The organism is Nostoc sp. JL31, from assembly GCF_017114965.1.
In the GTDB taxonomy this organism is placed as follows: domain Bacteria; phylum Cyanobacteriota; class Cyanobacteriia; order Cyanobacteriales; family Nostocaceae; genus Nostoc; species Nostoc punctiforme_A.
Map to the genome: position 1 here is coordinate 45164 of NZ_JABXKO010000112.1, position 25402 is coordinate 70565.

The following is a 25402-nucleotide window of genomic DNA, read 5'->3' on the forward strand; positions in this document are numbered from 1 at the left end:
TTTCAACGGTTCTGGCTCTCTTGGCTCTCTCAGATGTCCCTAAAATACCGGCATTTCCAGGACTTGAACAGCTTTTTTGCCAAAATGAGAATTGCTGGATCATTATGTGGGTTGTGATGTCCAGGTAAGCAGCGATGCGATCGCGTCTCGCCCCTATTGAGCTAGCTTCGCCATAGTAAGTAACTGTCGAATCATCGTCTTAAGTTGTTTGAGAGAGACGGGTTTGGCAAGGTACTCTGTTGCGCCTGCTGCCAAACATTTGTCGCGATCGCCTGCCATAGCTAAAGCTGTCACCGCAATGATTGGCACATTCGTCAGGGTGCAATCGGCTCGAATCTGACGGATCGCTTCCAAACCATCCATTCCCGGCATTTGAATGTCCATTAAAATCAGGTCGGGCTGTTGTTGGGCTAAATTGATTGCTTCCTGCCCATTTGTTGCGACAATTAAACGAAAACCACAACTGGTGAGATAAGCTGAGAATGTGTCAATATTTGCTGGGTTATCTTCTGCTAACAGAATCAGAGGTTGGGCTGGCAATAAACCAGTAACCGTGGAATTCTGAAGTTGCAAGAGCTGTTCTGATGGCAACGTTCGTTCCAGTTGCATAGCTTGCATCTGCGTGAAGTCAGAGCAATTTTGACTTGGCAGCGTAATGGTAAATCGGCTTCCTTGACCAACCGTACTGACGACACTAACAGTTCCTTGATGCAACTCAGCAATTTGTTTGACCAGCGCTAAACCTAAACCCGTACCGCTGTATTTACGATTAAGACTGCTGTCAATTTGTACGAAGGATTGAAATAGTTTTGGCAGATGTTCTGGAGCAATCCCAATACCTGTATCAATGACGCTAAATCGAATGATTTGTTGAGTATGTTGGTGAAGCCTATCTGTAGAAAATTCGCGGCTCACCTCTAAAACAACCTGTCCTTTTTCCGGTGTAAATTTGACGGCATTGCTTAGTAGATTGATCAATGCTTGCCGCATTCGTAGTTCATCCACATCAATCTGACCAATGTTGGTGGGAATACGAGTTTCCAGTTTGATTGCTTTTTGATAGGCAACTTGCTTGATAAAGTTCAAACTGGAATTGCACAGTACCTCGATCGAAGTGGGTAGAATCTGTAATTCCATCTTGCCAGACTCAATTTTTGCCAGATCGAGAATGTCATTGATCAGCGTCAGCAAATGGTTTCCACTTTGGAAAATTACCTCAACGTATCGGTGCTGTTTTTCATTTAGCGACCCATAGATCTCTTGCTTGAGCATATCTGCCATACCCAGGATTGAGGTGAGAGGAGTTCGCAACTCATGGCTCATGTTTGCCAGAAATTCGTCTTTCAGTCGGGTTGCACGAGCGAGTTCAGCGTTGACATGTGCTAACTGCTTATTGGTCTGTCGCAGTTGTTCTTCCGCTTGTTTACGCTGCGTGAAGTCTACCCCTTCTCCTTCAACAATGATCTCTACTACCTGATCTCTATCATCCTTGAGTCCTGTAATGGCATAAGTGGCAAATTGCGTCGTCCCGTCTGCCATCGAATACTCGACTTCTCCCCTAACCGAACCGCTGCCGCTGACAACCTCAGCAATGCCTTGCTGCAACCGTTCTTGCATTAAGGGGATTTGATTAAACCAGGGCGTTTCCCAGAACCGAACGCCCAGCACCCGTTCAGCAGAAACGCCCGTCACCCTTAAGCAAGTATCGTTGACGTCAATCACCGTCCCGTCTGGTTTCAGGATTGCCATGAACTGGAATTGCTGGTTGAAGACTGCCTTGAAGCGACGCTCGTTCTCCCGTAGAGCTTCCTCGACTTGCTTACGTTGGGTAATGTCAATGTGACAACCCATGATTCGGAGTGGATTACCATTCTCATCCCACTCAATCACACGCCCCGAACAGATTACCCAAATAGTAGAACCGTTTTTGTGTTGGTATCTCGCCTCGTTAGAAAGAGGAATTTGTCCTCGGCTTTGGATATGTTGATCAAAGCAGTCCATTACGCGGGGCAAATCTTCTGCAAAAATGAGTTGTTGCCAGGTTTCTGGGATATCTGGTAACTCGTGATCGTCATAGCCAAGCATCCGCTTCCAGGCGAGGCTATAATACAGCCGCTTACCGAGAATGTCCCAGTCCCAATAGCCTGCCAGGATGATTTCAAGGATATTCTCCAAGAGCTTCAACTCAATGCGTAGCTGTTCTGATCGCCGCCGTTCTGCCTCGGCTTGCTTGCGTTGTGTGATGTCCCTGGCAATGCCCACGATCCCCACAGGTCGCGATCGCTCGTCCAAACACAAGCTTTTAGTCGTCGAAAACCACCGTGCTTCTCCATTGATGGTCAGTAATTCTTCAACCTCCTCCGATTGTCCTGTCTGCAAAATGGTTTGTTCAAGTGAACGAATCCGTTGAGCCTCTTCAGGAGATAGAAATTGTTCGACAACTTTCCCTAAAATACCCATCGTAGGATGAACCCCTAACGATTGATCTGCCATTTGATCTGCCATTTTGTTCACCACTACATAACGACCCTGGAGATCCTTCACAAAAATGGCATCACTTGTAGAGTTAATGATATTTTGAAGTAACTGATGTTTTTGTTGAAGTTGCCGAACACCGCACCAAATTAACCCATACAGCAGCAAACTGATACAACTAACAAAAAACCAACCTTTCAGCGTCTGTAGTTCGGTCAAAGCCTCTGCTGTGGGAGCAAATGTCGCCAGTAAGGAGTCCGACCAGCTAATCCAGAGAATGTCGTCTGAAATCACCAAACTCATGCTTCTCCCTCCCACTCTTAAATCTTCTGTCCAGATCGTAGCAGCCCAAGTAAAGTAGGTAAGGTGTGAATGAGCAGAAAATATGGCGCAATTAGCAAATGAGTGGCGTAAACCTGCAAAGCTAGAACGTGTAAGCGTTGTAGGCTCTTGGCCTACTTCTAATCACTGCTGCGTAAACCCAATTCATCTCAAGTAATCAGAGGTCAGAACGCTGGCCTAGAGACGTATTGACTGATTGCGCCACTCATTTGCGAATCACGCCAGATCTTTTGCTCATTCACACCTGCACATCTAGGTCTTTGGGGTCTACACCGGGAACTTCTACCTTGAGATGAACTGCATCAGGGGTTTCTTCTATCTCAGCAGAGGGAATAAAGGCAATGCCTTCCTCTCCTCTACGACCTGTCGGTGCTATTTCATCAAGCAAGCGGTTTAACTGCCGCTGCAAACTTTCAACTTCTCGGAAAGGTTCCCAACGAACGAGTGCCATAATTTTAAGTCTCCTGATGATCTATACTTGAGTGTTTAGAATTCTGCATTAGACTGGGTTTTGTCAGTCGCTGAAACAACGTTGCTATCATGCCAGTGCTGAACTCTGTTGACACTATAAAGAAGAAATCTAAGGGCTTTCTGAGGAAATTATGATGATTGGGGATTGGGACAAGGCAAAATTGTAAGGGGAAAAACAAATAACTTCCCTTTAACCTTTCTTAGTCACGCCAGTTCGCTCAACGGGAGAAACCCTCCGAAGTTGCTCCACTTGGGCAAAGACGACACTTGCTGCAACGGAGGGAACCTCCGCAACGCAGTGTCTCCCAAAGACCGCACTTCTCTCCGCACGCGACTGGCTCCCCAATACCCAGTCTCCTCAATAATCGAAGCCTTCGCCAGGGCCAGGTCCGACACCAGCTGGCGCTTTCGCCTGCTTGTCAGGTTTTTCTACCACAACACCCTTAGTGGTCAGCATCATACCACCAATAGATGCAGCATTCTGCAAAGCACTACGAGTCACCTTCGCTGGATCGACAATGCCCGCCTCGAACATATTCACAAATTTATTAGCAACGGCATCGTATCCCTCATCAAAGGGCAGTTCACAACAGCGGATGCCCGTATCCGTCTCAACCGTCTTTATCCACAAATAGCAAATTGACAGACCACTAGCTCACTCTGTACTTGGATCGTGCCTTGATGAGCTTGTACGATCGCCTGTGCAATGGCTAATCCTAGTCCAGCCCCTCCAGTATGACGCACCGTAGTTCGGTGCGGTTGTCATGGTCGTGGTCTTCGCTCACTACCCAAAAATATCCCCCATAGGGGAAGAAGGTCGCTAAAGACACGACTGGGTGCACGATACAGTCAGTTAATTTACAGCCTTTAGTTTTAGTCAGTAATCTGCCAGGATAAAGTAAAGAGTTTTCTGTAGGCAAGGCTTACTGAGTGTCCAGATTCCAACCCAGAGCAGCGGCGATCGCCTGATGCAACGTGAGCGGTTCAAACGGTTTGGCAATCGTTCTTTTAACCCCTCGTGCTTCATATTGCTGGGGTTTGGGCAATTCAGCCTGTGCGGTCAAAAACACCACTGGTATAGACTGCGTTTCCTGTTTAGCCCACAGTGCGTCCAGAAACATATAGCCATCCATGTCTGGCATCATAATGTCCAGCACGATCGCATCCGGTTGTTCAGCGATCGCCTTGAGTAGTCCTTCTTCTCCCGATGCGGCGATAATGACTGTCCATTGGGTTAATTTTTCCAGGCAGGTTTGCACCACCCGTTGTACATCGGGTTCGTCGTCAATTAACAAGATGCGCTTTGATGCAGAGATTGCCGTCATCGTCTGTAACTGGACTATGCCATGTCTCTCGGAATAAAAGACCCTAAGTCATTGAAGACTAACAATCTATGAAAGATCAATAATTTAAGGAAATTCTGAGGAAATTCTGAGCGATTAGCATCACCACCCCAATTGCTCAATAATCTGATCGGCAAGCAGCAAGACACTGAAAGGCTTCAGGATAATTCCGGCAATGTCAGCGGGGTTGAAGTCTAGCGAATCCTCAGACGGATTGGTTGCAGTGAACAAGATGACCGGAATTGCCTGCGTCGCCAGATTGTTTTTCAAAGTTTGCAGCAGAGTTAGTCCATTTCCATCCAACGTTAAATCAAGCAAAATCACGTCGGGCTGCTTACCTTCTGCCTGTGTCAGTCCTGCCTGTATAGAGTCAGCGGTAAGGATTTCCCAACCCTTGAGTCGTTCAAGCGTGACCTTGACGATGCGGCACAGGTCAGGTTCATCATCAATCAAAAGAATGCGTCGATTGGCATCGGAAGAAGACATAACATTTAGAAATATTCCCTACAGTAGAAATACTCCCTTTTTGTAATAATATGTCTTTTGGACACAGTTTGTATTGAATACAATCCCAACCTGCTGGCGTACTGAAGCTCTAAATCCCAACCTAGAGTAGCAGCGCCTAATGCAACGTCAGTGGGTCAAATGGTTTGGCAATGACCCCGCTCACTCTCCGGGCTTCTGGTATGAACGCTACGGAGTTGGCAGCGTGAAGTAAAAGGTACTGCCCTGTCCTGGTTTGCTCTCTGCCCAGATGCGCCCACCGTGCAGTTGCACAATCAGCCGACAGATCGACAGCCCCAAGCCCGTACCGCCCTTTTGGCGAGAATCAGACGCATCGACCTGCTGAAACCGTCCAAAGATGGTGTCTAGCTTCTCGGTTGGGATGCCCCGTCCCCGATCTATCACCCTAAAGAAAACCTGTTGAGGTTGGGGTTCCGCAGCCACAGAGATGATAGTGCCAGCAGGAGAGAATTTAACGGCATTGTTGATTAAATTCACTAACACTTGGATCAACCAGTCGAAGTCTGCCCAAACCTGAATCTCTGAAACGGATGACTGTAGGGTAATCTGGTTCGCCTCTGCCAAAGCTCGCACGTTCGAGAACGCTTGTTGCACCAACACCGTTGGATCGCACCACTGTCGTTTTAGGTCTACCTGCCCTGATTCCAGTCGGTTCAGTGCCAGAATGTCATTGACCAGGCGCACCAGTCGCTCAATGTTGTTGTTAGCAATGCCCAGCATCTCTTTCGCCGCTGCGGGGTCGTTGTCGAGAATACCTTCTGCGATGAGTCCCAGGGCACCGCGAATGGAGGAGAGGGGGGTACGAATTTCGTGGCTGATAATGGAAATGAATTCGCGCTTCATCCGCTCCAACTCGCGCTGCTTGGTGACATCGCGCACCATCATTAGTCCGCCGTTGGGGGTATCGGCGCCATCGTGGAGGGGCGAATAGCGGGCTTCGATCCATTGGCGTTGCCCGGTCGCAGGGTGGGTAAAGTGAAAATCAAAATCTGCAGCGCTTTTATCCCGTCCGGGATGAAAGCGCTGCAATGTTTTAGCGTCTAGCAAGGCAGAAAACACATCTGTGCCGCAGGTGCCCACGACAGCTTCTTGCGGGAGTCCGGTAAGCTGCTCCATTGCAGGATTCCAAAGTGTGCAACAGCCGTGGGTATCAAAAGCAACGATGCCATCGACGCTGCTGTTGATCAGGTGGAGCGATCGCTCTTGTTCCTGCCGCAGGGCAGTTTGCAGGCGCACGATGGGAGTAATGTCACGCCCTTCGGCAAGCAGCCAGGTGACACGATCCGCGTCGTCGTCGTAGATCGGTTTGAGGGAAAAATCGAAGGTGTGGAGTTCGCCAGTGGAGGCGGGAACAATCACGTCCTGGCGGAAAAACTGTCCGGTGGCAGCCTCAGCCACTGCCGTTTGGATAAACGCCTGAAGTTCGGCAGTTGCCTGCCAGGAGGGAAATTCCCACAGCGGTTTGCCAATCACAGACTCCCATTTAACCTGAGCAAAGGTGAGCGGATTCTGATTCACTTCGATCATCTGTCCATCGGGGGTGAGCAAGCCGAGAAACTGATACATTTGGTCAAACACGGCTCGGAATTTGGTATCACTTCGTTGGAGGGCAAGTTCAGTGCCTTTGCGATCGGTGATATTGGTAAACAGGATGGCAAAGGTTTGGCTTTTCTGCCCACCGACGCGAAAGGCGCAAACATCGAACCAACGATTCATCACGTCCGAATGGTTCACAAAGCGCACCGTTTCACCTGTTAACACCACGTTGCCATAAGTCTCAAACCAATGTTCTTCAAGATTTGGCACCAGTTCACGCACTGTTTTGCCCGTCGCATTCTGAAGCCCAGATTGTTGCTCAAACATCGGATTGATTTCTAAAAAGCGGTAATCCACTGGCTTGCTGTTTGCGTCAAACTGCATTTCGCACAGGCAAAAGCCTTCGTCAATGGACTCAAATAGACTGCGATATCGTTCTTCGCTGGCGCGTAATTCAATTTCCGCCCGTTTCCGCTGGGTGAATTCGACCCCTTCTCCTTCCACAATGATCTCGACGACCTGATCCGTGTCATCCTTCAGCCCGGTGATGGCATAGGTGGCATACTGTAAATCCCCGTCCGCCGTGTGATAGTTTACTTCCCCGGTAATGGGACCGCCGCCGCTAGCAACCTCGGCAATGCCCTGCCGCCAGCGTTCCTGCATCACTGGGAGTTGATTGAACCACGATGCCTCCCAGAATGGACGCCCGACCACTTGCTCACGTAGAACGCCGGTTCCCCTTAAGCAGGTGTTGTTGGGTTCGATGACCCTGCCGTCGGGGCTGAGAATTGCCATGAACTGAAACTGTTGATTGAAGACCGCCTTGAAGCGCCGTCCGCTCTCCTGTAGTGCCTCCATTGCCTGTTTGCGTTCGGCTTCGACGCGCTTGCGATCGCTGATGTCACGGGCCCACCCGGTCACTAATTCCACACTGCCGTCAGCGATGACCGGACTGAAGATGTATTCATAGTAGCCGCTGACGCCAAGCGGGCTAGTGTAGGGGACTTCGCCAGTAGCAGCTTGCTGCGTGTCGAAAACCTGCTGGATTTGCGCCTCCAAAAGCTCAACTAAATCGGGCGGGTAGTCCAGTTCGGACAGGGTTTTCCCGACAGCTTCATCCCGCGTGATTCCCCATAATCTTTCTAGACTCAGATTCACATATCTGAATCGCTTGCCCTTGTCAAAGGTGAAGATATTGTCGGTAAGGGCTGAAAGCGTCGTCTCGAACAGGCGCGATTGTCGTTCGAGCTGTTCGGCGGATTCGCGTAAGGCTGCTGCTGTTTGTTTGCGAACGACTTCGACGCGCTTCGCTTCGGTGATGTCCTGCAACAGCGCCACGAAATAATCAACTGAACCATCCTCACGACGCACGCATTTCACTGAAATAGTGCTATCAATCACTCTGCCGTCTTTACAAATCCACCGTTTGTCTAACGAATAGGCGTCAATTTCCCCCGCTACGACCCGATTGAACTGAGCCACATCGGCAGCGAGATCATCTGGATGGGTGATCTCTGCCCAGTTCATTTGCAACAATTCATGCCGTTCGTACCCCAATATCTGGCAGATATCATCGTTGACCTCCAGACAGCCTTTGGTCGGCGAGGTGATCGCCATGCCGATCAGTCCGAGTTCAAAGTAACTGCAGAAGCGTTCTTCGCTCTCGCGGAGGGTGGCTTCAGTCGGTCTGCAATCCTGATCTGCTCGTCGTCCCAAGAGATAGACTGCTACCAACAGGGCAAAGCTGATGCCATAGGCGCTGCCCATCAGCCAGGTGAGATGGAAATAGGCAGCAATGCCTGTGAGGAGGATGAGGGCGATCGCCAATCCTAACCCTACGTTGATCAGCCGCTGTTGTATATGGAATTGAATCATGGCGTTTTCCGTCGGGTGAAGGAAACTGTAGGGTGGGCACTGCCTCCAGGATGGCATTGACGGACAGTTTTACTCTCATTCAGAACTTGTGTGGACATGGTAGCTCCTTGAATGGGAATCCGAGAGTCGTCCCAATCGCTTCAATATTCGCTGAATTAAATCAGCTTCGACGATCGGCTTCAAGACATAATCATCCGCCCCTACTGCCAGTGCCCGATGCAGGGTATCGGCATCAGAATGAGCGGACAGGAACAACACGGGTAGCTGACTCCAGCGCGGATCATTACGCACCACCTGACACAATTCAATCCCACTGAATCCCGGCATCGAGACATCCAGCAATAGCAAGTCGGGAGTCGTGGCTTCCAGGAACTGCCAGAACTGGCTGGGGTCTGCCAGCGTCGTCACCTGAAAGCCCCAGGGTTGCAGGTTAGCTTGCAGCAGGCTCAATAAGTCCAGATCGTCATCCACAATCAGCAGTTTGGCAGTCATGGTGTCAATCCGGTTGAGCAGTTGGGTGATCACTTGAAACACTTCAGCGGGCGTGGCAGGCTTTTGCAGAAAGGCGTTGGCTCCCAGACGAGTGGCTTCCACGCGCATCGTCAAATCGCCCTGTCCAGTCAGCATCAGCACTGGCAGGGTGGGAAACTGGCGCTTCAGTTGTGCCAGCAGGGTCAAGCCCGTTTCAGTCGTGTTGGGAAAGGTGAGATCGAGCGCGATCGCAGCGGGTGTGAAATGCTGAAGCCGTTGGCGGGCAGTGGTGAGGTCAGTGGCGGTTTCCAGGTGAATCCCCCAGTGTGGAGCATCTGACTGCATTCGTTCAATCAAGTCGGTGTCATCGTCGATCAGCAAGACCTGAAGGGTGTGGGGTGTAGGGGTGTAGGTGGGCGATTGCTGGATGGCTCGCCGGAGTTGCTGAAGCAATGATTCTAGCTGAGCTGCTGCTTCAGATTGAACCAGAGCCGTTGGCTTTCTCAGGGCGTGTTCGATCTGACGAGCAATCTCTGCCGCCTGTGGCAAACCAAATCCTCCCAAAGAGCCGATTAGTCGATGGGCGACGGTATGGGCGTGCTGCCGCTGATCGGAGGCGAGGGTGTAAGTGGAAAGGTGGGAAATTGCTTCTTCCAGCACTGCCAATTGCCCCTGCAACCGCTCCTGAAATTCCAGCCACATCTGCTGAATCGCTGCTACCGCTTCCGCTTCTGCCTCGGTGGGAGATAAGGGAGGTAAGAGCGGTGAGGAAGGTGAGGAAGATGACGGGGGTGAGGAAGGTGAGGAAGATATTGCTTCCTGATCTCCCCCATTTTCCCTATCTCCCCCATCCCCCTCATCCTCCTCCGGCACCGATCGCAGCCGATATCCCAATCCGTATAGTGTTTCGATCGGATCGGGATTCAACCCTGCCTTCTGGAGTTTTCGCCGCAATCCACGAATTTGAGTGGTCACCGCTTCTTCACCTGGGTATTCGTCAATTGACCAGACGCGATCAAGCAGCGTCCGGCGGTCAAAAATCCGGCGCGGGTGTCGCAAAAATAGCTCCAGCAGTTTGTATTCTTTGGGTGTGAGATGCAGGGGTTTGCCTTGACACGTCACATCACAATAGTTGGGGTCAAGCTGCAAACTGCCCCAGCAAAAAACTTCGGTTAATGCCGTGCTGCTCCTTCGCAACAACGCCCGAATCCGGGCAAGCAGTTCCGATCGCTCGTAGGGTTTGGTCACATAGTCATCCGCCCCTGCCTCAAAGCCCGCGACTCGATCTTCTAGATCATCCTTTGCGGTCAGTAACAAAATGGGCACCTGCTGATTGTGCGATCGCAATTGGCGACAGAGACTAATGCCATCTACTCTCGGCAGCATCACATCCAGCACAATCAGGTCATACTCAGTCGCCTCAGCCAGCGCCAAAGCTGCTTGTCCCTCAATCGCTGTATCGACCGTAAACTGCTGCGCTACCAGGGAAGCCGCCAGGGCAGCAGCCGTATCTTGATCATCTTCAACGATCAGGAGCTTCATACGATCCCTCCTTCAGGCAATAGAATCTAGTATTACAGAAGTGACCCGAAGCCGCTTACGTTCGGTTGTAATTAGTTACTTTTTATTGCCTTCCTCGCAAAAAACTTAAAAAATTAAGTTCCATGGCACTCCTCGATCACTTTCGACCGCCCTTGAGCACTAGACGGCACTGGCATAGCTTTCACAATGCGTGGTCAACCTATCTTTCAGACAGCTTGAACCAGTCGCTTCCAGAAGGCTATTTTGCCGAGCCAAACGCCCAATTCGGCATCGAAATCGATGTTGCGGCGTTCAGTGAGCGGATTCCAGTCAATCCATCACACCCAAATGGAGAATTGCCTGAATGGATTCCCCAAGCGCCTACAGCAACCCTGCCGTTCCAACCTATAACAGACGTAGTTGAAGTTCAAATCTTCAATGTTCAAGCAGGACCCACGCTCGTTGGAGCAATTGAGCTAATTAATCCTGCAAATAAAGATCGCCCGACGCATCGCGATGCATTTACCTCTAAATGCCAAACTTACCTCCAACAAGGGATTGGACTAATGATGGTGGATGTGGTCACAAACCTTTCTGCTAATCTACACAACGAGCTAATGAAGCGCTTGGATTCGCAAATAGAACCGATGGATGCTGAACTATACGCAGTTGCTTATCGAATTGCAGAAACGAACGGAACACCTCACCTCGATTTCTGGCAAGAAGCATTTACGGTAGGAAGTAAGCTTCCCATCTTGCCACTCTTCCTAAAAGGCGGGCTTTATTTACCTGTCGATCTTGATGAGACTTACCACTACATCTGTGTTAGACAACGCATTCCTGAATACCCGTAATGGAGCGACTTGAAACACAATTTCCTCAGAAAGCCCTTAGATTTCGCCTCTAGGGTGTCAATCATCACTGAGGATACTTCTATGACATTACCTTCATTATTAAGCCAACAAGATGATTTCGAGCAGTTAAAATCTGCGACTCCAATTGATTTTGGCTCTCTCTTCATCTGGAAGGTCGTTTCAATTGCATTGCAAAACCAACCAGATAGGTTGCTTGAAACCACCGATGAAAAACATCTCCTGAACAACACAACAAAATATAAACGTCATGATCAGTCGTTTTCTAGACTGCCTCAATCAGACTGCAACTTTGCTTTGAACGGTGCGTTCATTGATGTTGCTCAAGAAGTTGCTGGGCTACTTCAGCAATCTCAACCCTTTCATTCTGAGAGGATGTTTGAAAAGTCCTCTTCTTGGTAGCAAACATTTTAGATCCCCCTAAATCCACCTTAAAAAGGGGGACTTTGATTCCGGGTTCCCCCTTTTTAAGGGGGGTTAGGGGGGATCAATAAGTGCCTAAAATCACAGCCAACTACTTTTCAAACAACCTCTGAGGGCATCATCAACCATTCTGCTAAGACGATCGCCATTCGAGTGATCGAGCCAGAGTACAAGCAAATCATTAACGTTGAGCCGTTAACTGAACGGGAGCGAGACGTGTTGCAACTGATTGTTGACGGTCTCAACAACCTGGCGATCGCCCAGAAGCTTTAGATCACTACGGGTACGGTGAAAAGTCATGTTCGCAATATTTTGAAGAAACTCTGCGTTCATGACCGCACTCAGGCAGCAATTCGAGCACTGCGTGCGGGTCTTGTCCACTAACAAACAAGAATGAATTAAAAATTAAAAGTGGCTGCCAGCCTGGGGTTCCCATTTTTAATTTTGCATTGTCTGAAATCAGGAGAAACAAATCATGTCAAGCAATCGTGGAGTGGTTTATTTGGGTTCTGGGAAGGTCGAGGTGCAAACTATCGACTTTCCCAAACTCGTTGATCCGCGCGGCAACAAATGCAATCACGGCGTCATTCTCAAGATTGTTTCCACCAATATTTGTGGCAGCGACCAGCATATGGTGAGAGGACCTACTACAGCGCCAATCGGCATGGTGCTGGGTCATGAGATCACGGGTGAGGTGATCGAATGTGGGAGCGACGTTCAATTTATTCAGCAAGGGGATCTAGTTTCTGTGCCATTTAACGTGGCGTGTGGACGCTGCCGCAACTGCGAGGAACGTCATACAGATGTGTGCCTGAACGTGAACCCGGATCGCCCCGGTGGTGCCTATGGATACGTTGATATGGGCGGATGGATTGGCGGTCAAGCAGAGTATGTCATGGTTCCCTACGCCGATTTCAATCTCCTGAAATTCCCAAACAAGGCTCAAGCAATGGAAAAGATCCCGGATCTGACCTGCCTGACTGACATCTTGCCCACGGGTTATCACGGTTGTGTGACCGCAGGAGTCACAAGTGGCTCAACGGTATACATTGCTGGTGCAGGTCCGGTTGGTCTGGCAGCCGCCGCATCAGCACAGCTATTGGGAGCGGCTGTCGTGATTGTTGGAGCAGGCAACCCATCTCGCTTAGCTCATGCTAGAAGTATCGGCTGTGAAACGGTTGATATCTCCAAAGATGCCTTGATCGTCGAACAAATCGAACAAATTCTCGGTGTGCCGGAGGTCGATTGTGCAGTCGATTGCGTCGGCTTTGAGGCGCACGGGCACGGCAAAGACTATGATCCGAAGAAAGGTATACCCGCGATCGTATTAAACACCATGATGGAAGTCACTCGGGCTGGCGGAGCGGTGGGTATTCCTGGATTGTACGTAACCGAAGATCCGGGAGCAGAGGACGAGGCAGCGAAGCTCGGTAATCTGACCATGCGCTTCGGGTTGGGTTGGGCAAAGAGCCTTTCGTTCTACACAGGTCAAACCCCTGTCAAAAAATACAACCGTGGCTTGATGATGGCAATTCTTAACGACAAGATCCAAATCGCTAAGGCTGTCAACGTTCAGGTGATTCCCCTAGACGAGGCTCCCCAGGGCTACCAAGCGTTTGACAAAGGAGCCGCCAAAAAATTTGTGATTGACCCCCACGGCAGCTTGAAGTAAGCCTCCTGGAGCAAGGGAGGAATCTTGCTATGGATGCTCTCAGTGGTCTCCGTATCCTAGTCGTCGAGAATGACGAAGATAATCTGATGTTACTGTCGTTTGTTCTGATGGAGGCGGGAATGGAGGTGATCAGAGCCTGCTTAGCCTGTGAGGCATTCACGTTATTGGCAGCCAAACCAGATCTGCTGATCAGTGAGGTTCGGTTGCCTGAGGAAGATGGCATCTCCTTAATTTGCAGGATACGGAAATTATGTCCAACGCAGGGAGGACACATTCCGGCAATTGCACTCAGTGCCGATGTTGCTCAAGAAACTCAACATCAGGCGTTAGCAGCAGGATATCAAGCATTTATCACCAAACCCTTTGATATCGATGAGTTGCTGTGGACAGTGGCTAACGTTAAAGCCGATAGACGATGTCTGTAATTTTGAACTTGTTGTTTTGAAATATTAGTCGAATTGAGGAGAAGTAGGTTTTATGACTAACAAAAAAGCGTCAACTGATCATCCAATTCATGCACTTCTCGCTGAACGCTGGAGTCCCTATGCCTTTCAAGACCGCTCTGTTTCGGATGACGATCTGCGTTCACTATTTGAAGCAGCTCGTTGGGCACCGTCATCCTATAACGAACAGCCCTGGACCTACATCGTTGCGAAACGGGAGAATTCCGCTGAATTTGAGAAACTCCTGTCCTGTCTGGTAGAGGGAAACCATCTCTGGGCAAAGGCTGCACCCGTCCTGGCTTTGGGCATTGTGCGGTTGCATTTTATTCTCAATGACCAGCCCAACCGGGCAGCCGTTCACGATCTGGGGCTGGCGGCAGGAAACCTGTGTGTGGAGGCGACAGCACGGGGGCTGTTTGTGCATCAAATGATCGGGATTGTTCCGCAGAGGGCACGAGAGGTCTACGAGATTCCGAAGGCTTCAGAGGCATGGACGGCGCTGGCGATTGGGTATTTGGGAGATCCAACTCAGTTGCCGGAGTCGCTTAGAGAGCGAGATATGACACCGAGACAGCGTAAGCCGCAGCGGGAGTTTGTGTTTGGCGGCAAGTGGGGAAAGGTGTCGTCAATTGTATCGTGATCAAGAACGAGGATTTCAATCATGGCATTAGAGCATCACCCGATCGCGTTTCCCAAACTCAACGATGAACAGATCGCGGCATTGGGCAAATTCGCCAAACTTAAAGCATTTCAGGCAGGCGAGACACTGTTTGCGGAAGGCACACCGGATTACCAATTCTTCGTGATCAAGCGTGGCGAAGTTGCGATCGTCGATCGTTCCTCTGGTCACGACCAGATCGTCACAATCCACGAGCCGGGGGAGTTTACGGGGGATGTGGATATTTTGACAGGTAGACCGGCTGTTGTTAGGGCGATCGCCCACTCCAACTGTGAGGTGTATGAGATTGCAGCAGACGATCTACGACGGATTTTGAATGAAATGCCACGACTGAGTGATGTCTTACTCCGGGCATTTCTGATGCGCCGTCAGTTGCTTGAGGAATCCGGCTTCGTAGCCGTCAGGGTGGTCGGTTCACGCTATTCCCCTGAAACTCATCGAATTCGCGAGTTTCTGGCGAAAAATAAGGTTCCCTTTACCTGGATCGATCTGGAAAACGATCCTCAAGTTGACACACTGCTGACACAGTTCAGGATCAGTGAAGATGAAACCCCAGTTGTGATTTGCGGCAACGATAAGCTACTGAAAAATCCTTCGATGGCTGAGTTGGCTGACTGCCTCGGCATTAAAAAACCGATCGAACACACCATCTATGATTTGGTAGTCGTGGGGGCGGGTCCGGCGGGGTTGGCGGCAGCGATTTACGGCGCATCGGAGGGCTTGAAAACCCTCGTATTGGACAAAATGGGTCCGGGTGGGCAGGCGGGCACCAGTTCCAAAATCGAGAATTACATGGGCTTTCCAACGGGTCTTTCCGGCAGCGATCTGGCAAATCGAGCCGTGATCCAGGCTGAGAAATTTGGGGCTATATTAACGGCACCAGCGGAAGTAGTTCAACTGAGCCGTGAAACTGGGTACTACGCGCTGCGACTAGAGAGCGGCGAAGAAATCTCTGCTAAATGCATTCTAATCTGCGCGGGTGCGTCCTATCGCAAGCTTGCCGTTGAGGGCTGCGATCGCTTTGAAGGCTCCGGCGTTTATTACGCAGCGACAGCGGTGGAAGCTCTGCTGTGCCGGGGTGCCCAGGTGGTCGTCGTGGGTGGCGGCAATTCTGCGGGTCAGGCGGCAGTTTCCCTCTCCGAACAGACTCGAAAAGTCTTTTTGCTAATTCGGGGCGGTGATCTAAGAAAAACCATGTCTCATTACCTGGTGCAGCGGATTGAGCAAACGCCCAACATCGAAGTGCAATGCTACACCGAAATCTGCAAAATGTACGGCAACAAGTGGCTCGAAGCCGTTGAGGTGTTTTGCAGTCAAACCGGACAAGCTCACACGATTAAATGTTTGGCAGTCTTTGTCTTTATCGGTGCTGTGCCGCATACGAAATGGTTGCCAGATGCCATTCAGTGCGATCGCAACGGGTTTGTCAAGACAGGTCTGCGAGTGATGGAGTCAGGCGAGTGGACGCTGCGTCGCCAACCCTTTCTGCTGGAGACCAGTCTTCCCGGCATTTTTGCAGCGGGAGACGTGCGGCTGGGTTCCATCAAGCGGGTGGCTTCTGCCGTCGGAGAAGGGGCAATGGCAGTGCAGTTCGTTCATGAGTACCTGGCTTCTAGCTAAATGGGACCCCGATCGCAGGATCGATTGAGGTAATATAAAACCCCAGTGGGTGGATAAAATGGCGATCGCTAAAATTACCCTTAAAATCAAAGCATCGACCCTACTAAACCACCGCTATGAGCAGCCACCCCCTCCTTAAAGTTGCACATGTTGCTTCTTTCGATACCTTTAATACTTCTGCAAACGTAGCCAGTAACTCGGATGTTTCTGTTAAATGCTTGTCGCGCAGTTCTTTTAATCGAAGTTTGGCATTGTTTTGAATCTTGAGAATACGTTTAAGAAACATTTCGACGAGATGGTCGCGGGTCTTAATCTGTGCCTCGTACAATAGACATAGGAGCAAAGTTCGCCGTTTGGGCAAATTGATATCTTGAAACTCGGATATGTCCAAAGCTCTGCCTTGGGCTGCAAAGTACCTAATTTTGGTTCTGGCGATACTCGCCAACAATCGTTTAGCATCACCAAAAGTCATCAACGCATCAAACTTGGTTTGTAATTGTCGAACACCACTTAAAGTCGCACTTTTAGGTGGTGATTTCAGTAAATTAAGTGTAGCGGTTGATTCCAAAGCATCAGCAGATAGCAATTGGTCTAAATAAATCTGTTCGACTTGAGAAAGACCCGTAGATATCCGGGAAAATAAACGGTTATTAACCGAAGCGCGAATATGGCCAACTAAACGGTCAAGGGTGCTAAATGCTGGTAACTCGTACCTTTCCTTAACTAATTCTTCAATTGCTACGTTGATTAAATCAGCCGGATGGTCTTTAACTTCTGCTGATACTGCAATAGCGATCGCAATTAATCTTTGGGCTGGTTTATCGTATTGTTTAACCCCCAAATATTCCCGAATCGCATTTTGGTAATTGTAGCGCTGACGTTCGGAGGGGATAGCTTTTACCCAGTCTTGTAACTTTAAATACGACCTTAAATGTTTAATAACCGCAATTGGTACCAGTTCGGGATGGGGAAAATAACCAAGCCGCTGGAAGGATTTTAACATCACCATGAAACAAAGAAACCCTTCATGGCTCTTGGTACGAGTCTTTACTAGCTTAATTTCCGTCTCTGTTGGTGTATAAAGTTCTGCGAGTTCTTTAGGGTCGGGAAATTGTTTAAATTTAGGATATGCGGTACGGTCAATTAAGGTCATTAAAGTAATACTTGTAACATATAAAAAGCCCAAAATAACTAGATAACGGTTGACCTCTCACTGTTCAACCCCATAGTATAGTGTCTTCTCTTCAACTACCAGCTTTTTAATTAGTTTTGTGTGTAAAATTCTAATTTATATAAGTACAAATGCTAAAAATTAATAGTCATCTTCGAGTTTTTACATAATTACTTACGACTATAAAAAGCTTAAATTATTTAAAGCCTGACGTGCAACTTCTTCTGCCCTAGATGATGTAACTTTTTGGTAACGTAGAGTTGTTTGAATATTTTCATGACCCATCAGTGCCCGCAATTCTTCAATCCCCATTAAACCAACACGCTCAGTACTGGAGTTTAGACTAAACGCAGCGCACCATAGAATAGTCGATTAGAACGCACGCGCATTAATTTATCTGCGGCAATGTCGGCAGTTTGTTTGATAAAACTTGCACAGCCATATTCCGCATCCCACAAGCTAATTGGTCGTGTTGGCAAATTTTCACAAACAAGTTTTAGTTGTGCCGCAGCTTTTGCAATCGGATTTTCAAAACTTGTAATGCGCTCATGTAATAACGGTAATGCCCAACTACCTTCTGTTTCTGGAATTATTGCTATGGTGCTGTAACCTTGTCCTACTGTCACGGGTTTTGCACCTGACATTGGATGGGCTTGATGCTCAAAAGTTCGCTCTTTGAGTGTGCGAGCTTTACTGTCTTGCCCAAGCTGTATGATCTCCTGCTAAGATAATTTGTTCTGGGAATGACAGTTGTTTTATATACAACTTCATTAATTCTGTTCTAGGTGGGTTGCCGTCTTGTATTGCTTCGTAGACACTAGACCACTTTCTTCTAAATACTGGAGATACTGATAATTCTGCAAATGAATAAACACTACGTGTTACTAAGACTGCATCCATCAGGTCAAATAAAGCATCTTTGGCTTTGCCCAGGATAGTGTATGTTCCTGTACGGAATTGTTTAAGCTTATTTAATGTCATGGTCAAGCTGTAAGATATTTCCTCTTTTCAGCATTGACCAAATAGTGGTTAGTTCAACATCACTGACCACTTTTTCTTTTTTGGCGCGCTTCCTCTCTCCGTTTATGGTGTATTTTTTTAGTTCCGTAAGTCTATCGCTGTTATTTTCTGTTTGCTTCCATTTAGTCTAAACTCCAGTACTGAATGGCACTAAGAAAAGCCGAAACCCTTGCGGTTTAAGCAGTTTGCAACTGCTTTCGTAATTCGTGCCGGGGTTTGGTCATTAAGGGATAAGCTTTCGGGCGGCGTTTACGGACTCGTGGTTCGTTTCTGGCAGGACGGTCAGGAACAGCCTTGTGAGCAATAATTTTGAGTAGAGTGCGATAAATTTTAAGACGTGTTGTTGAAGTTGTAGCTAATAATTTGGGAATAAAGTTAATTAAATGGTGGCGAGTACCTTGCAACGATAGGCGTAATGGAGGAGTGGTGTAAGTAGTTCCGGCATCCCACATCAAACTACGAAGTAGATTATAAGCAAGCAAAAAAACGTAAATTTCTTTGCGTACCATTGAGGGGCTTTTACACCGCAAAATCTCCATTCCCAGAGTAGTTTTAAGATGTCTTAAATCTAGTTCAACGTTCCATCGTTGACCGTAAAGCTCAACAATCGCCAGAGTAGAATAAGTTTCTTTATCTAAAAGAGTAGTAATTAAACTAACTCGTTGAGTACGAAAACCAGGAATAAAAATATAATAGTAGATTTCTCGCACTCTTATGTAAGTGGGTAGAGCATCAAATTCATCTTTACTCAAACCTTTTGGACAACTTTTAGGTTTATACCAAGTAACCAATTTATCGCAATCTCCAACAATTTTACCTTTCCGCATGGTTGTTGTGCGAGATTGATGCTTCCGAAATATAGCATCACAACCGAGTTTGGTAATCGTAACCATATCGGCATAAGCGCAAAAAGCTCTATCCCCTAAAAGCACATCATTGGGTTTGAGAAAACCATACAGCCTCCTTGCTAATTTAATATCATGAGTGTTCAATACATCGATGCACAAAGCAACGGCGGCTCCCGTAACTAAACTGAATATCACACCAATTTTGGCGATTGGAAAGCCACATCCATCTTTTTGAGTGCTAGGTTGAGGGTATTCTTTTTGGTTCTCTACAGTGTCTGGCATAGATACCGTCGAGCCGTCTATCACTAAAATATTTCGACCACACCATAAATACTCTTGGGGTACTTTTCTTCCAGTTTTTGTGCTGAATAATTGAAAAGCTTCTCTAATAATTTTTCTGGCAATCTTGCCCTAGCTTGACAGTAAGCACTCGTATCCGATGAAGGAATTTCTACATCTGAACCTGCTAAATGGGCAATTATTTTACTCACAGCATTATGACAAGTTTTATCACTATCCAAAACTTGCGACAAAAACGCCCACAAAGTAATAAAGGGCTCAAATAATCGCTTTTTATATTTAATTTTCACTTCAGAGATTGCAAGTTTTATTGCAGATTCTGGCAATAGTTCTTTAAAAGGTAAACCTAAACTTTGATTAAATTTATCCCAGGGTTAGCGCGTCTCAAACCCTATTGACAAGCGGACTTACCTGATAAGCAATCAAGTTGGAAACAAAGTGGCACTATCCGGGCTAGGGTAAGATTTAATCCATCTAGGTGCAAGGTTCGAGTAATGCCAGCAGGATTTGAGAACAAGAAAAGCAAAACCAAAGCATCTTTTACACCCAGTGTAAATAGCAAAGACATTACCACTAAGTTTCAGGAATACTTCACACAAATAAAAGACCCCAGAGTGGAAAGGACAAGATATCATTTACTCACAGATATCATCACCATAGCGATTTTGGCAGTAATAGCAGGAGCGTCAGGTTGGGAAGATATTGAGGAGTATGGAATCAGTAAACAGGAGTGGTTGAAAACGTTTTTGGAACTACCATTGGGAATACCCAGCCCCGATACTTTTAGGAGGGTATTTGAAAGAATTAACCCAAAAGAATTTGAGCAATGTTTTCGGCAGTGGGTTCAATCCTTGGTTGAGAAATTGGGAGTAGAAGTAGTAGCCATAGATGGCAAAACTCATAGAGGGTCTTATGACCGAGAATCAAAACTAAAAGCCTTGCACACAGTGAGTGCCTGGTCGAGTGAACATCGTTTAGTTTTGGGACAAACAAAGGTCAGTTCTAAATCAAATGAAATCACTGCAATTCCAGCACTATTGGACATATTAGACATCTCTGGCTGCATCATTACCATTGATGCTTTTGTGTTCACAGAAATTGATTGCCGAGAAAATTATTGCAGCTAATGCGGATTATATTCTGAGTCTGAAAGATAATCACCCAACACTCCATCAACAAGTAAAAAATTGGTTTGAGGCAGCACAATCCATTGGATTTAAAGATATTGATATCGGTATTAGTCAACGTATTGAAAAAGGACATTACCGCATCGAAAAACGTACAGTTTACACCGTACCTGTGTCGCAGATTCCTGGACTTTATCAACTAGATTTATGGGGAGGACTAAAAACAATAGTCATGGTAGTACGTTCGATTCAGCATTGGAATAAAACAACACACGAAGTACAATTTTACATTACTAGCCTTATTAATGATGCAAACAAGATTGCTAGTGCAATTCGACAGCATTGGGAAATAGAAAATTCTGTTCATTGGACATTGGATGTTACCTTCCACTCTTGTTGAATGCCGAATTCGTTCTTTACACAGTCCACAAAACTTTGCTTTACTACGTCGCATTGCTCTTAATGCATTAGAGCGAGAATCGTCTTTTCGTCGCAGTATTCGCCAAAAATCACGACGGGCAGCTATGAACGATCGCTATATGCTTTCTGTGTTAGCTGCGGCTCTCTCAAACTCAGTACCTCTGCCATAAATCCCCCTGTCAATAGGGTTTGAGACGCGCTAACCCTGCCTATATTTTAATTCAACAAATTTATAGTTCTGGCACCTGTAGGTTACGTTTATTACCTGCATAATGCTTGTAAATAATTTCTGGAGAGTTACCAACCCACCTTCCTACATCCTTCGCATCAATATCAGCTTCAAGGCAAAGAGTAATAAAAGTGTGCCTGCATTGGTAAGGTTTGCGATATTCGCTGACTACACCCTGTTTTACAAGTTGAGTTACGATTCCATCTATATGTGTACCACGATGATTTTTGTAACCTTTCCAGGCATGATTGAGAAAATCTCCAAAGTCTACTATGCCACCTTTCTTGCTTTTAAAGATAAAATCATCTGGGTTAGAGTTCTCAGGTTTGATAGAGTTTAAAATTTCACGTTGCTGATTATTAATCGGAAAACGTCTTTGGCTTTGGGTTTTTAATCCATCTTTCAGAGCTAACCCTTTAGTACTGATGGTAATTGCTTGCTCAAAGGTAATGTATTTATCACTGATATGCTTCCATTGTAGAGCGATCGCTTCGGATGGTCTGCATCCAGTAAAAAATAATAATTTTACTAAAGGAGCATAGTAGCTGTAGAGCTTACTCTCCTCGAACGCTTGAATTATGCTATCCCGTTCTTCCTTAGTAAAGGGATTAATTTCATATTCTGCCGATTCTGACTTCGGTATTTGGATATCTTTTGCCATACTTGGGAAGGGATTTGATTCAATTAGCTGGCTCTTGAGTGCCCAATCACAGCAAGCATTTATATTTGTCAAAGTACGTTTAGCTGCATTAGCACTGAGATGTGCAACTAAATAGTCTCGAATTGCGATCGCATCATCTAAAGTTTTAGTTGGTAACTTAGCAATGTGATTGCGATACTTGCGGTAGTCAACCGCATAAGTAGAAGGACTAACCTGTGGTTTTTTAAATTCAGTGTATTTTTCCCATAATTCTCCCAAGTCTGGTTGGGGTTTAGGTGAAGGTGTAATTGGGGTAATTGGGGTAACGGTGCTTAATGACGCTGCTGGTTTGTACTTAACTAAACTGGCATCAAACTCTCCATAGTCAATATCTCTCTGGATTTTTGTCGCCAAAGCCGATGCTTGATGTCTTCCAAAAGGTGTATCATCGTGCCTTGTTGAAAGATAGAAACGCTTGGTTTTTAGCTCTCCAGTGGGCGTAATAATAGGATGAGAAAAAACTAATTGGAGACTGCCGTTAGAGTTCTTTATCTGCACCGAACCCCGACTGGCAATACTTTGAGATTTTTTAGGCTCCATAAGCTTAATTAACTGGGGTAAACATTTTTACTTTTCCACTTTACCCCAGTTTTACAAATGTCTATTGGGGTAAACACCTTTACCTTACATGTTTACCCCAGTTTTACCCCAGTTGTTTCCCCAAACTACCCAAAATTACCCCAAAAATCTTGTAAGGCTCTGGAAACCAGCCTTACAACTCCCATCAAAAAAGGGCTTCAAAGCCCTGTAATGATTATATTTATTTAAAGGCGGCACCCGGATTTGAACCGGGGGTGGAGGTTTTGCAGACCTCTGCCTTACCACTTGGCTATGCCGCCACAGCAAGATACCCTGAACTACTTTAATGTTGCTAAGGTGTCTTAGTAGCCATTTAGTAGCCATAGGGCGCTAGTTAAACCATGATAGCATAGGATTCTGAGGTAGAGATAGTAGGTTAACTGGATGTTTTTGGTAGTCTTTGGGCGATCGCTAAAAGTTGCGATTACAAGTTGACCAAACCACAGACAACTCTTAGCAAATTAAAGAGAGTTTTGGGTTGTAACTCCTCACTTTTCACTTGTTACACCTTTACTTCGTCGGCAAAACTACCCCAACGCAGAAAGTGAAATGGGCCGGCGATGGAACCCCAGAGACGCTCATCGGTGTCTAAATCCCTTCCCCTGTCGAGGCTGAAAAATTCTTTAGCGTCAATCTCAAATTCGTTATCCAGATAAGTATTTTTGCCGTCACGAACCACTATGCAGGCTTTACCAGGTTCAACTCTGCCTTTGAAACTCTTCCCTGTCCACTCTACAATCATGTTGCAACCTGACATTTTTTCCAATTGGTCAACAGACAACTCTTTGAGGCGTTCGGGTTCACGGGATGCACCGTAAAATTTTTCTTCTTCTTTAACTGTGTAGTGTTCAATCGCAATGTGGTTTTCTGCCGGAATCAACTTCATTACCCGCATCCGGTAGGGTTGATTGAGCATAAAATCATAAGCTTGTTCGAGAAACAAACTTACCCCTGAGAACAATTCTAAGGGAAGAGGACGGATACACACGCGGATATGGGCATAAAAAGGTGGATTTTCAAAAGCTTGTTCTTGATTGCTAAAGTCAGCTGCCATCCAGCGGGCTAAGGTGGCGATATCAGTAGAATGAGTCATTACAAAAGGATCGACTAATTGCTTAAATATGATCTAGGATTATTTTGACACTCCCTAGACTCAAAAATCCCGGTTGCGATCGCAATTTTTAAATTATATTATATGTACGATGGATGCTTTGACTAGAGAAAATTAGGCTGCTTCAGTACAAGTTAAACTGCTGACATCTTGTACTTAACAACTAAAATTCGTTAGGCATTTATTTTGGCAAAATCCGCACTTAGTGTATCCTGAAGCCACATAGCTCTCAGGTAAGCTTTTCTTGTCAAGCTGGAGAAAAGCTGGAGAATAGTTAGTCAATAATAGGCATGGGGATAATTGCTAATTATCTCATGCAAATCACTCAAGGCAAAGTAAAGTACTCATGCTCAGGCACTTAATTGCGATCGCTACTGCCACTATACTTTTTAGCAATTCCTTAACACTGGCAGAGAGTAAACCGCCAAAACCACCTGATAAATTTCCTCCCAGCCCTCTAGAGATTACCACACCCGATCCACTGTCACCGCGATCGCCCAAGGATAAACAGCCGTTAACTCCCCAAGAACGACAAAAGTTAGAACCAGCGTTAGATGCGTTAAATCAAGAAGCGGCGGCGAAACTGCAAGCAGGTGAACCGATTGCGGCCTTTGAAATTTGGAACCGAGAACTGCGTTTGCGGCGCTTTTTAGGTTCATTAGCAGAGGTGCAAGCATTATCACGAGTTGGGGCGATCGCTTGGAAGCAAAATGACAGCCAAGAAGTACAATATATTACGGAAAGATTGCAAGCGATTCAAAAACAGGCGCAATCTCAGAAAAAAACTGCCCCAATTGATCTAGAATTGTGGCGATCGCTAGGTGAAGCTTACAAAAATGTGCGATCGTCTAAATTAGCTATAGAAGCTTACAACCAAGTTTTGCTAGTAGTGCGACAACAACAAGACCAAACAGCGCTATTAGAAACCCTCAAAACACTTGGAGAACTGCATTTGAGTTGGTTTGATTATCGCAAAGCTGCGCCAATCTACGAGGAATTGTTGAGTTTCGCTACATCTCTTGGCGATCGTGTAAACGAGGTAATATATCTGCAACAACTGGCTTATATTTACGAGCAGACAAGCCAACCACAGCAGTCATTGAATGTACTTAACAAACTAGCAGAAATTTATGTTAATGAAAATAAGCTTACGGAAATACCAGAATTAAAGCTAGCGATCGCTTCAGATTACGAATCTCTAGCCAAGAAAGATCCTAACTTACTGCTAGAAGCTTTTAATAATTATCAAGAAGCTTATACCACTGCTTGGCAATTAAAGGAGTACGTTCGGGCTGGTGATGCTTTGCAGAAGTTAATTGCGCTGTATCGTTCCCAAGGACAAACAGAAGAGGCTTTGCAGGCTAGCGAAATTCTGGTGCAGATACAGGCGCAAGCTGCCAATTTTTACGGAATGATGCAAGGTTATGACCAAATTGGGCAATTGCATCTAGAACGCAAAGAATTCCCTCAAGCATTAACAGCTTTTCAACAAGGGTTAAAACTGGCGCAACAACTCAAACATCAAGAAGCATACTTTACTGGGCAAATTGCAAAACTGTCGAAAGCAAATTAACTGAAATTTCTGCGATCGCTTAACATAAAAATACCCGTCACGCCTAACCACAAGGT

General features: G+C 46.7%; 19 protein-coding genes, 1 tRNA gene and 6 pseudogenes. 9 read left to right on the plus strand and 17 right to left on the minus strand.

The window, feature by feature from the left end:
* Positions 1-153: 153 nt before the first annotated feature.
* The 8 genes and pseudogenes from HWQ43_RS28515 to HWQ43_RS28550 all read right to left on the minus strand — a co-directional run bounded on the left by HWQ43_RS28515 (position 154) and on the right by HWQ43_RS28550 (position 10580).
* Positions 154-2778 carry a PAS domain S-box protein gene (locus tag HWQ43_RS28515; RefSeq protein ID WP_292739923.1) on the minus strand — a complete coding sequence of 875 codons (2625 nt, stop codon included), beginning with the start codon at positions 2776-2778 and terminating at the stop codon, positions 154-156.
* A 280-nt stretch (positions 2779-3058) separates the two neighbouring features.
* A pseudogene (locus HWQ43_RS28520) lies at positions 3059-3268 on the minus strand (Hsp20/alpha crystallin family protein); the annotation flags it as partial.
* A 378-nt stretch (positions 3269-3646) separates the two neighbouring features.
* A pseudogene (locus HWQ43_RS28525) lies at positions 3647-3868 on the minus strand (TCP-1/cpn60 chaperonin family protein); the annotation flags it as partial.
* A 41-nt stretch (positions 3869-3909) separates the two neighbouring features.
* A pseudogene (locus HWQ43_RS28530) lies at positions 3910-4029 on the minus strand (ATP-binding protein); the annotation flags it as partial.
* 182 nt (positions 4030-4211) lie between these two features.
* On the minus strand, positions 4212-4613 hold the full coding sequence (locus HWQ43_RS28535; RefSeq protein ID WP_292739927.1) for a response regulator: 402 nt from the start codon (positions 4611-4613) through the stop codon (positions 4212-4214).
* Positions 4614-4733: 120 nt separating this feature from the next.
* The gene (locus HWQ43_RS28540) at positions 4734-5117 is read right to left on the minus strand and encodes a response regulator (protein ID WP_292739929.1); all 384 of its coding nucleotides are present in this window, start codon (positions 5115-5117) and stop codon (positions 4734-4736) included.
* A 207-nt stretch (positions 5118-5324) separates the two neighbouring features.
* Positions 5325-8567 carry a PAS domain S-box protein gene (locus tag HWQ43_RS28545; RefSeq protein WP_292739931.1) on the minus strand — a complete coding sequence of 1081 codons (3243 nt, stop codon included), beginning with the start codon at positions 8565-8567 and terminating at the stop codon, positions 5325-5327.
* A gap of 75 nt (positions 8568-8642) precedes the next feature.
* Positions 8643-10580 carry a response regulator gene (locus HWQ43_RS28550; protein WP_292739933.1) on the minus strand — a complete coding sequence of 646 codons (1938 nt, stop codon included), beginning with the start codon at positions 10578-10580 and terminating at the stop codon, positions 8643-8645.
* 122 nt (positions 10581-10702) lie between these two features.
* Here HWQ43_RS28550 and HWQ43_RS28555 point away from each other — a divergent pair, with 122 nt between their 5' ends.
* From HWQ43_RS28555 to HWQ43_RS28585, 7 genes and pseudogenes are all read left to right on the plus strand, one after another.
* On the plus strand, positions 10703-11413 hold the full coding sequence (locus tag HWQ43_RS28555; protein WP_292739935.1) for a DUF4058 family protein: 711 nt from the start codon (positions 10703-10705) through the stop codon (positions 11411-11413).
* Between the two features lie 81 nt (positions 11414-11494).
* Complete coding sequence (locus HWQ43_RS28560; protein WP_292739937.1) at positions 11495-11833, plus strand: hypothetical protein; 339 nt, start codon at positions 11495-11497, stop codon at positions 11831-11833.
* Between the two features lie 159 nt (positions 11834-11992).
* Positions 11993-12238, plus strand: a pseudogene (locus HWQ43_RS28565) (response regulator transcription factor); the annotation flags it as partial.
* A 91-nt stretch (positions 12239-12329) separates the two neighbouring features.
* The gene (fdhA, locus tag HWQ43_RS28570) at positions 12330-13526 is read left to right on the plus strand and encodes a formaldehyde dehydrogenase, glutathione-independent (RefSeq protein WP_292739939.1); all 1197 of its coding nucleotides are present in this window, start codon (positions 12330-12332) and stop codon (positions 13524-13526) included.
* Positions 13527-13633: 107 nt separating this feature from the next.
* Positions 13634-13951, plus strand: coding sequence for a response regulator (locus tag HWQ43_RS28575; RefSeq protein WP_292740027.1), 318 nt, complete (start codon positions 13634-13636; stop codon positions 13949-13951).
* A gap of 52 nt (positions 13952-14003) precedes the next feature.
* Entirely contained in the window at positions 14004-14609 is a 606-nt protein-coding gene (locus tag HWQ43_RS28580; protein ID WP_292739941.1) for a nitroreductase family protein, read from the plus strand.
* A gap of 21 nt (positions 14610-14630) precedes the next feature.
* The gene (locus tag HWQ43_RS28585) at positions 14631-16268 is read left to right on the plus strand and encodes a cyclic nucleotide-binding domain-containing thioredoxin-disulfide reductase (RefSeq protein ID WP_292739943.1); all 1638 of its coding nucleotides are present in this window, start codon (positions 14631-14633) and stop codon (positions 16266-16268) included.
* Positions 16269-16371: 103 nt separating this feature from the next.
* On the opposite strand, the gene HWQ43_RS28590 is transcribed toward HWQ43_RS28585, so the two are convergent.
* The 6 genes and pseudogenes from HWQ43_RS28590 to HWQ43_RS28615 all read right to left on the minus strand — a co-directional run bounded on the left by HWQ43_RS28590 (position 16372) and on the right by HWQ43_RS28615 (position 19933).
* Positions 16372-17421, minus strand: a complete 1050-nt coding sequence (locus tag HWQ43_RS28590) for a DUF4158 domain-containing protein (protein ID WP_292739945.1) — start codon at positions 17419-17421, stop codon at positions 16372-16374.
* Positions 17422-17619: 198 nt separating this feature from the next.
* Positions 17620-17772 (minus strand): annotated as a pseudogene (locus tag HWQ43_RS28595) (site-specific integrase); the annotation flags it as partial.
* A gap of 5 nt (positions 17773-17777) precedes the next feature.
* On the minus strand, positions 17778-18083 hold the full coding sequence (locus HWQ43_RS28600) for a hypothetical protein (protein WP_292739947.1): 306 nt from the start codon (positions 18081-18083) through the stop codon (positions 17778-17780).
* 46 nt (positions 18084-18129) lie between these two features.
* Positions 18130-18420 (minus strand): hypothetical protein, encoded by a 291-nt coding sequence (locus HWQ43_RS28605; protein WP_292739949.1) that lies wholly within the window; start codon positions 18418-18420, stop codon positions 18130-18132.
* Between the two features lie 215 nt (positions 18421-18635).
* Positions 18636-19712, minus strand: a complete 1077-nt coding sequence (locus HWQ43_RS28610) for an IS4 family transposase (RefSeq protein WP_366932925.1) — start codon at positions 19710-19712, stop codon at positions 18636-18638.
* Positions 19613-19933 (minus strand): hypothetical protein, encoded by a 321-nt coding sequence (locus tag HWQ43_RS28615; protein ID WP_292739951.1) that lies wholly within the window; start codon positions 19931-19933, stop codon positions 19613-19615. The genes HWQ43_RS28610 and HWQ43_RS28615 overlap by 100 nt, the downstream gene beginning before the upstream one ends.
* Before the next feature lie 168 nt (positions 19934-20101).
* Here HWQ43_RS28615 and HWQ43_RS28620 point away from each other — a divergent pair.
* Positions 20102-21324 (plus strand): annotated as a pseudogene (locus HWQ43_RS28620) (ISAs1 family transposase).
* A 60-nt stretch (positions 21325-21384) separates the two neighbouring features.
* Here the strand turns inward: HWQ43_RS28620 and HWQ43_RS28625 are convergent.
* The 3 genes from HWQ43_RS28625 to HWQ43_RS28635 all read right to left on the minus strand — a co-directional run bounded on the left by HWQ43_RS28625 (position 21385) and on the right by HWQ43_RS28635 (position 23755).
* On the minus strand, positions 21385-22623 hold the full coding sequence (locus tag HWQ43_RS28625) for a tyrosine-type recombinase/integrase (protein WP_292739953.1): 1239 nt from the start codon (positions 22621-22623) through the stop codon (positions 21385-21387).
* A 228-nt stretch (positions 22624-22851) separates the two neighbouring features.
* Positions 22852-22922 (minus strand) — tRNA-Cys (locus tag HWQ43_RS28630).
* A 242-nt stretch (positions 22923-23164) separates the two neighbouring features.
* Positions 23165-23755 carry a chromophore lyase CpcT/CpeT gene (locus HWQ43_RS28635; RefSeq protein ID WP_289798593.1) on the minus strand — a complete coding sequence of 197 codons (591 nt, stop codon included), beginning with the start codon at positions 23753-23755 and terminating at the stop codon, positions 23165-23167.
* Positions 23756-24119: 364 nt separating this feature from the next.
* Between HWQ43_RS28635 and HWQ43_RS28640 the strand changes: the two genes are divergently transcribed.
* A complete protein-coding gene (locus tag HWQ43_RS28640) occupies positions 24120-25346 on the plus strand; it encodes a hypothetical protein (protein ID WP_292739956.1) in 1227 nt (408 codons plus the stop codon).
* Positions 25347-25402: the final 56 nt, after the last annotated feature.

Excerpts from the sequence above, each read along its gene's own strand:
- HWQ43_RS28605 (WP_292739949.1), bottom strand. The coding sequence starts at position 18,420 with ATGACATTAAATAAGCTTAAACAATTCCGTACAGGAACATACACTATC.
- HWQ43_RS28585 (WP_292739943.1), top strand. The coding sequence starts at position 14,631 with ATGGCATTAGAGCATCACCCGATCGCGTTTCCCAAACTCAACGATGAA.
- HWQ43_RS28580 (WP_292739941.1), top strand. The coding sequence starts at position 14,004 with ATGACTAACAAAAAAGCGTCAACTGATCATCCAATTCATGCACTTCTC.
- HWQ43_RS28635 (WP_289798593.1), bottom strand. The coding sequence starts at position 23,755 with ATGACTCATTCTACTGATATCGCCACCTTAGCCCGCTGGATGGCAGCT.
- HWQ43_RS28600 (WP_292739947.1), bottom strand. The coding sequence starts at position 18,083 with ATGTCAGGTGCAAAACCCGTGACAGTAGGACAAGGTTACAGCACCATA.
- HWQ43_RS28550 (WP_292739933.1), bottom strand. The coding sequence starts at position 10,580 with ATGAAGCTCCTGATCGTTGAAGATGATCAAGATACGGCTGCTGCCCTG.
- HWQ43_RS28545 (WP_292739931.1), bottom strand. The coding sequence starts at position 8,567 with ATGATTCAATTCCATATACAACAGCGGCTGATCAACGTAGGGTTAGGA.
- HWQ43_RS28560 (WP_292739937.1), top strand. The coding sequence starts at position 11,495 with ATGACATTACCTTCATTATTAAGCCAACAAGATGATTTCGAGCAGTTA.
- HWQ43_RS28590 (WP_292739945.1), bottom strand. The coding sequence starts at position 17,421 with ATGACCTTAATTGACCGTACCGCATATCCTAAATTTAAACAATTTCCC.
- HWQ43_RS28555 (WP_292739935.1), top strand. The coding sequence starts at position 10,703 with ATGGCACTCCTCGATCACTTTCGACCGCCCTTGAGCACTAGACGGCAC.
- fdhA (WP_292739939.1), top strand. The coding sequence starts at position 12,330 with ATGTCAAGCAATCGTGGAGTGGTTTATTTGGGTTCTGGGAAGGTCGAG.
- HWQ43_RS28540 (WP_292739929.1), bottom strand. The coding sequence starts at position 5,117 with ATGTCTTCTTCCGATGCCAATCGACGCATTCTTTTGATTGATGATGAA.
- HWQ43_RS28535 (WP_292739927.1), bottom strand. The coding sequence starts at position 4,613 with ATGACGGCAATCTCTGCATCAAAGCGCATCTTGTTAATTGACGACGAA.
- HWQ43_RS28640 (WP_292739956.1), top strand. The coding sequence starts at position 24,120 with ATGCTCAGGCACTTAATTGCGATCGCTACTGCCACTATACTTTTTAGC.
- HWQ43_RS28515 (WP_292739923.1), bottom strand. The coding sequence starts at position 2,778 with ATGAGTTTGGTGATTTCAGACGACATTCTCTGGATTAGCTGGTCGGAC.
- HWQ43_RS28625 (WP_292739953.1), bottom strand. The coding sequence starts at position 22,623 with ATGGAGCCTAAAAAATCTCAAAGTATTGCCAGTCGGGGTTCGGTGCAG.
- HWQ43_RS28575 (WP_292740027.1), top strand. The coding sequence starts at position 13,634 with ATGGAGGCGGGAATGGAGGTGATCAGAGCCTGCTTAGCCTGTGAGGCA.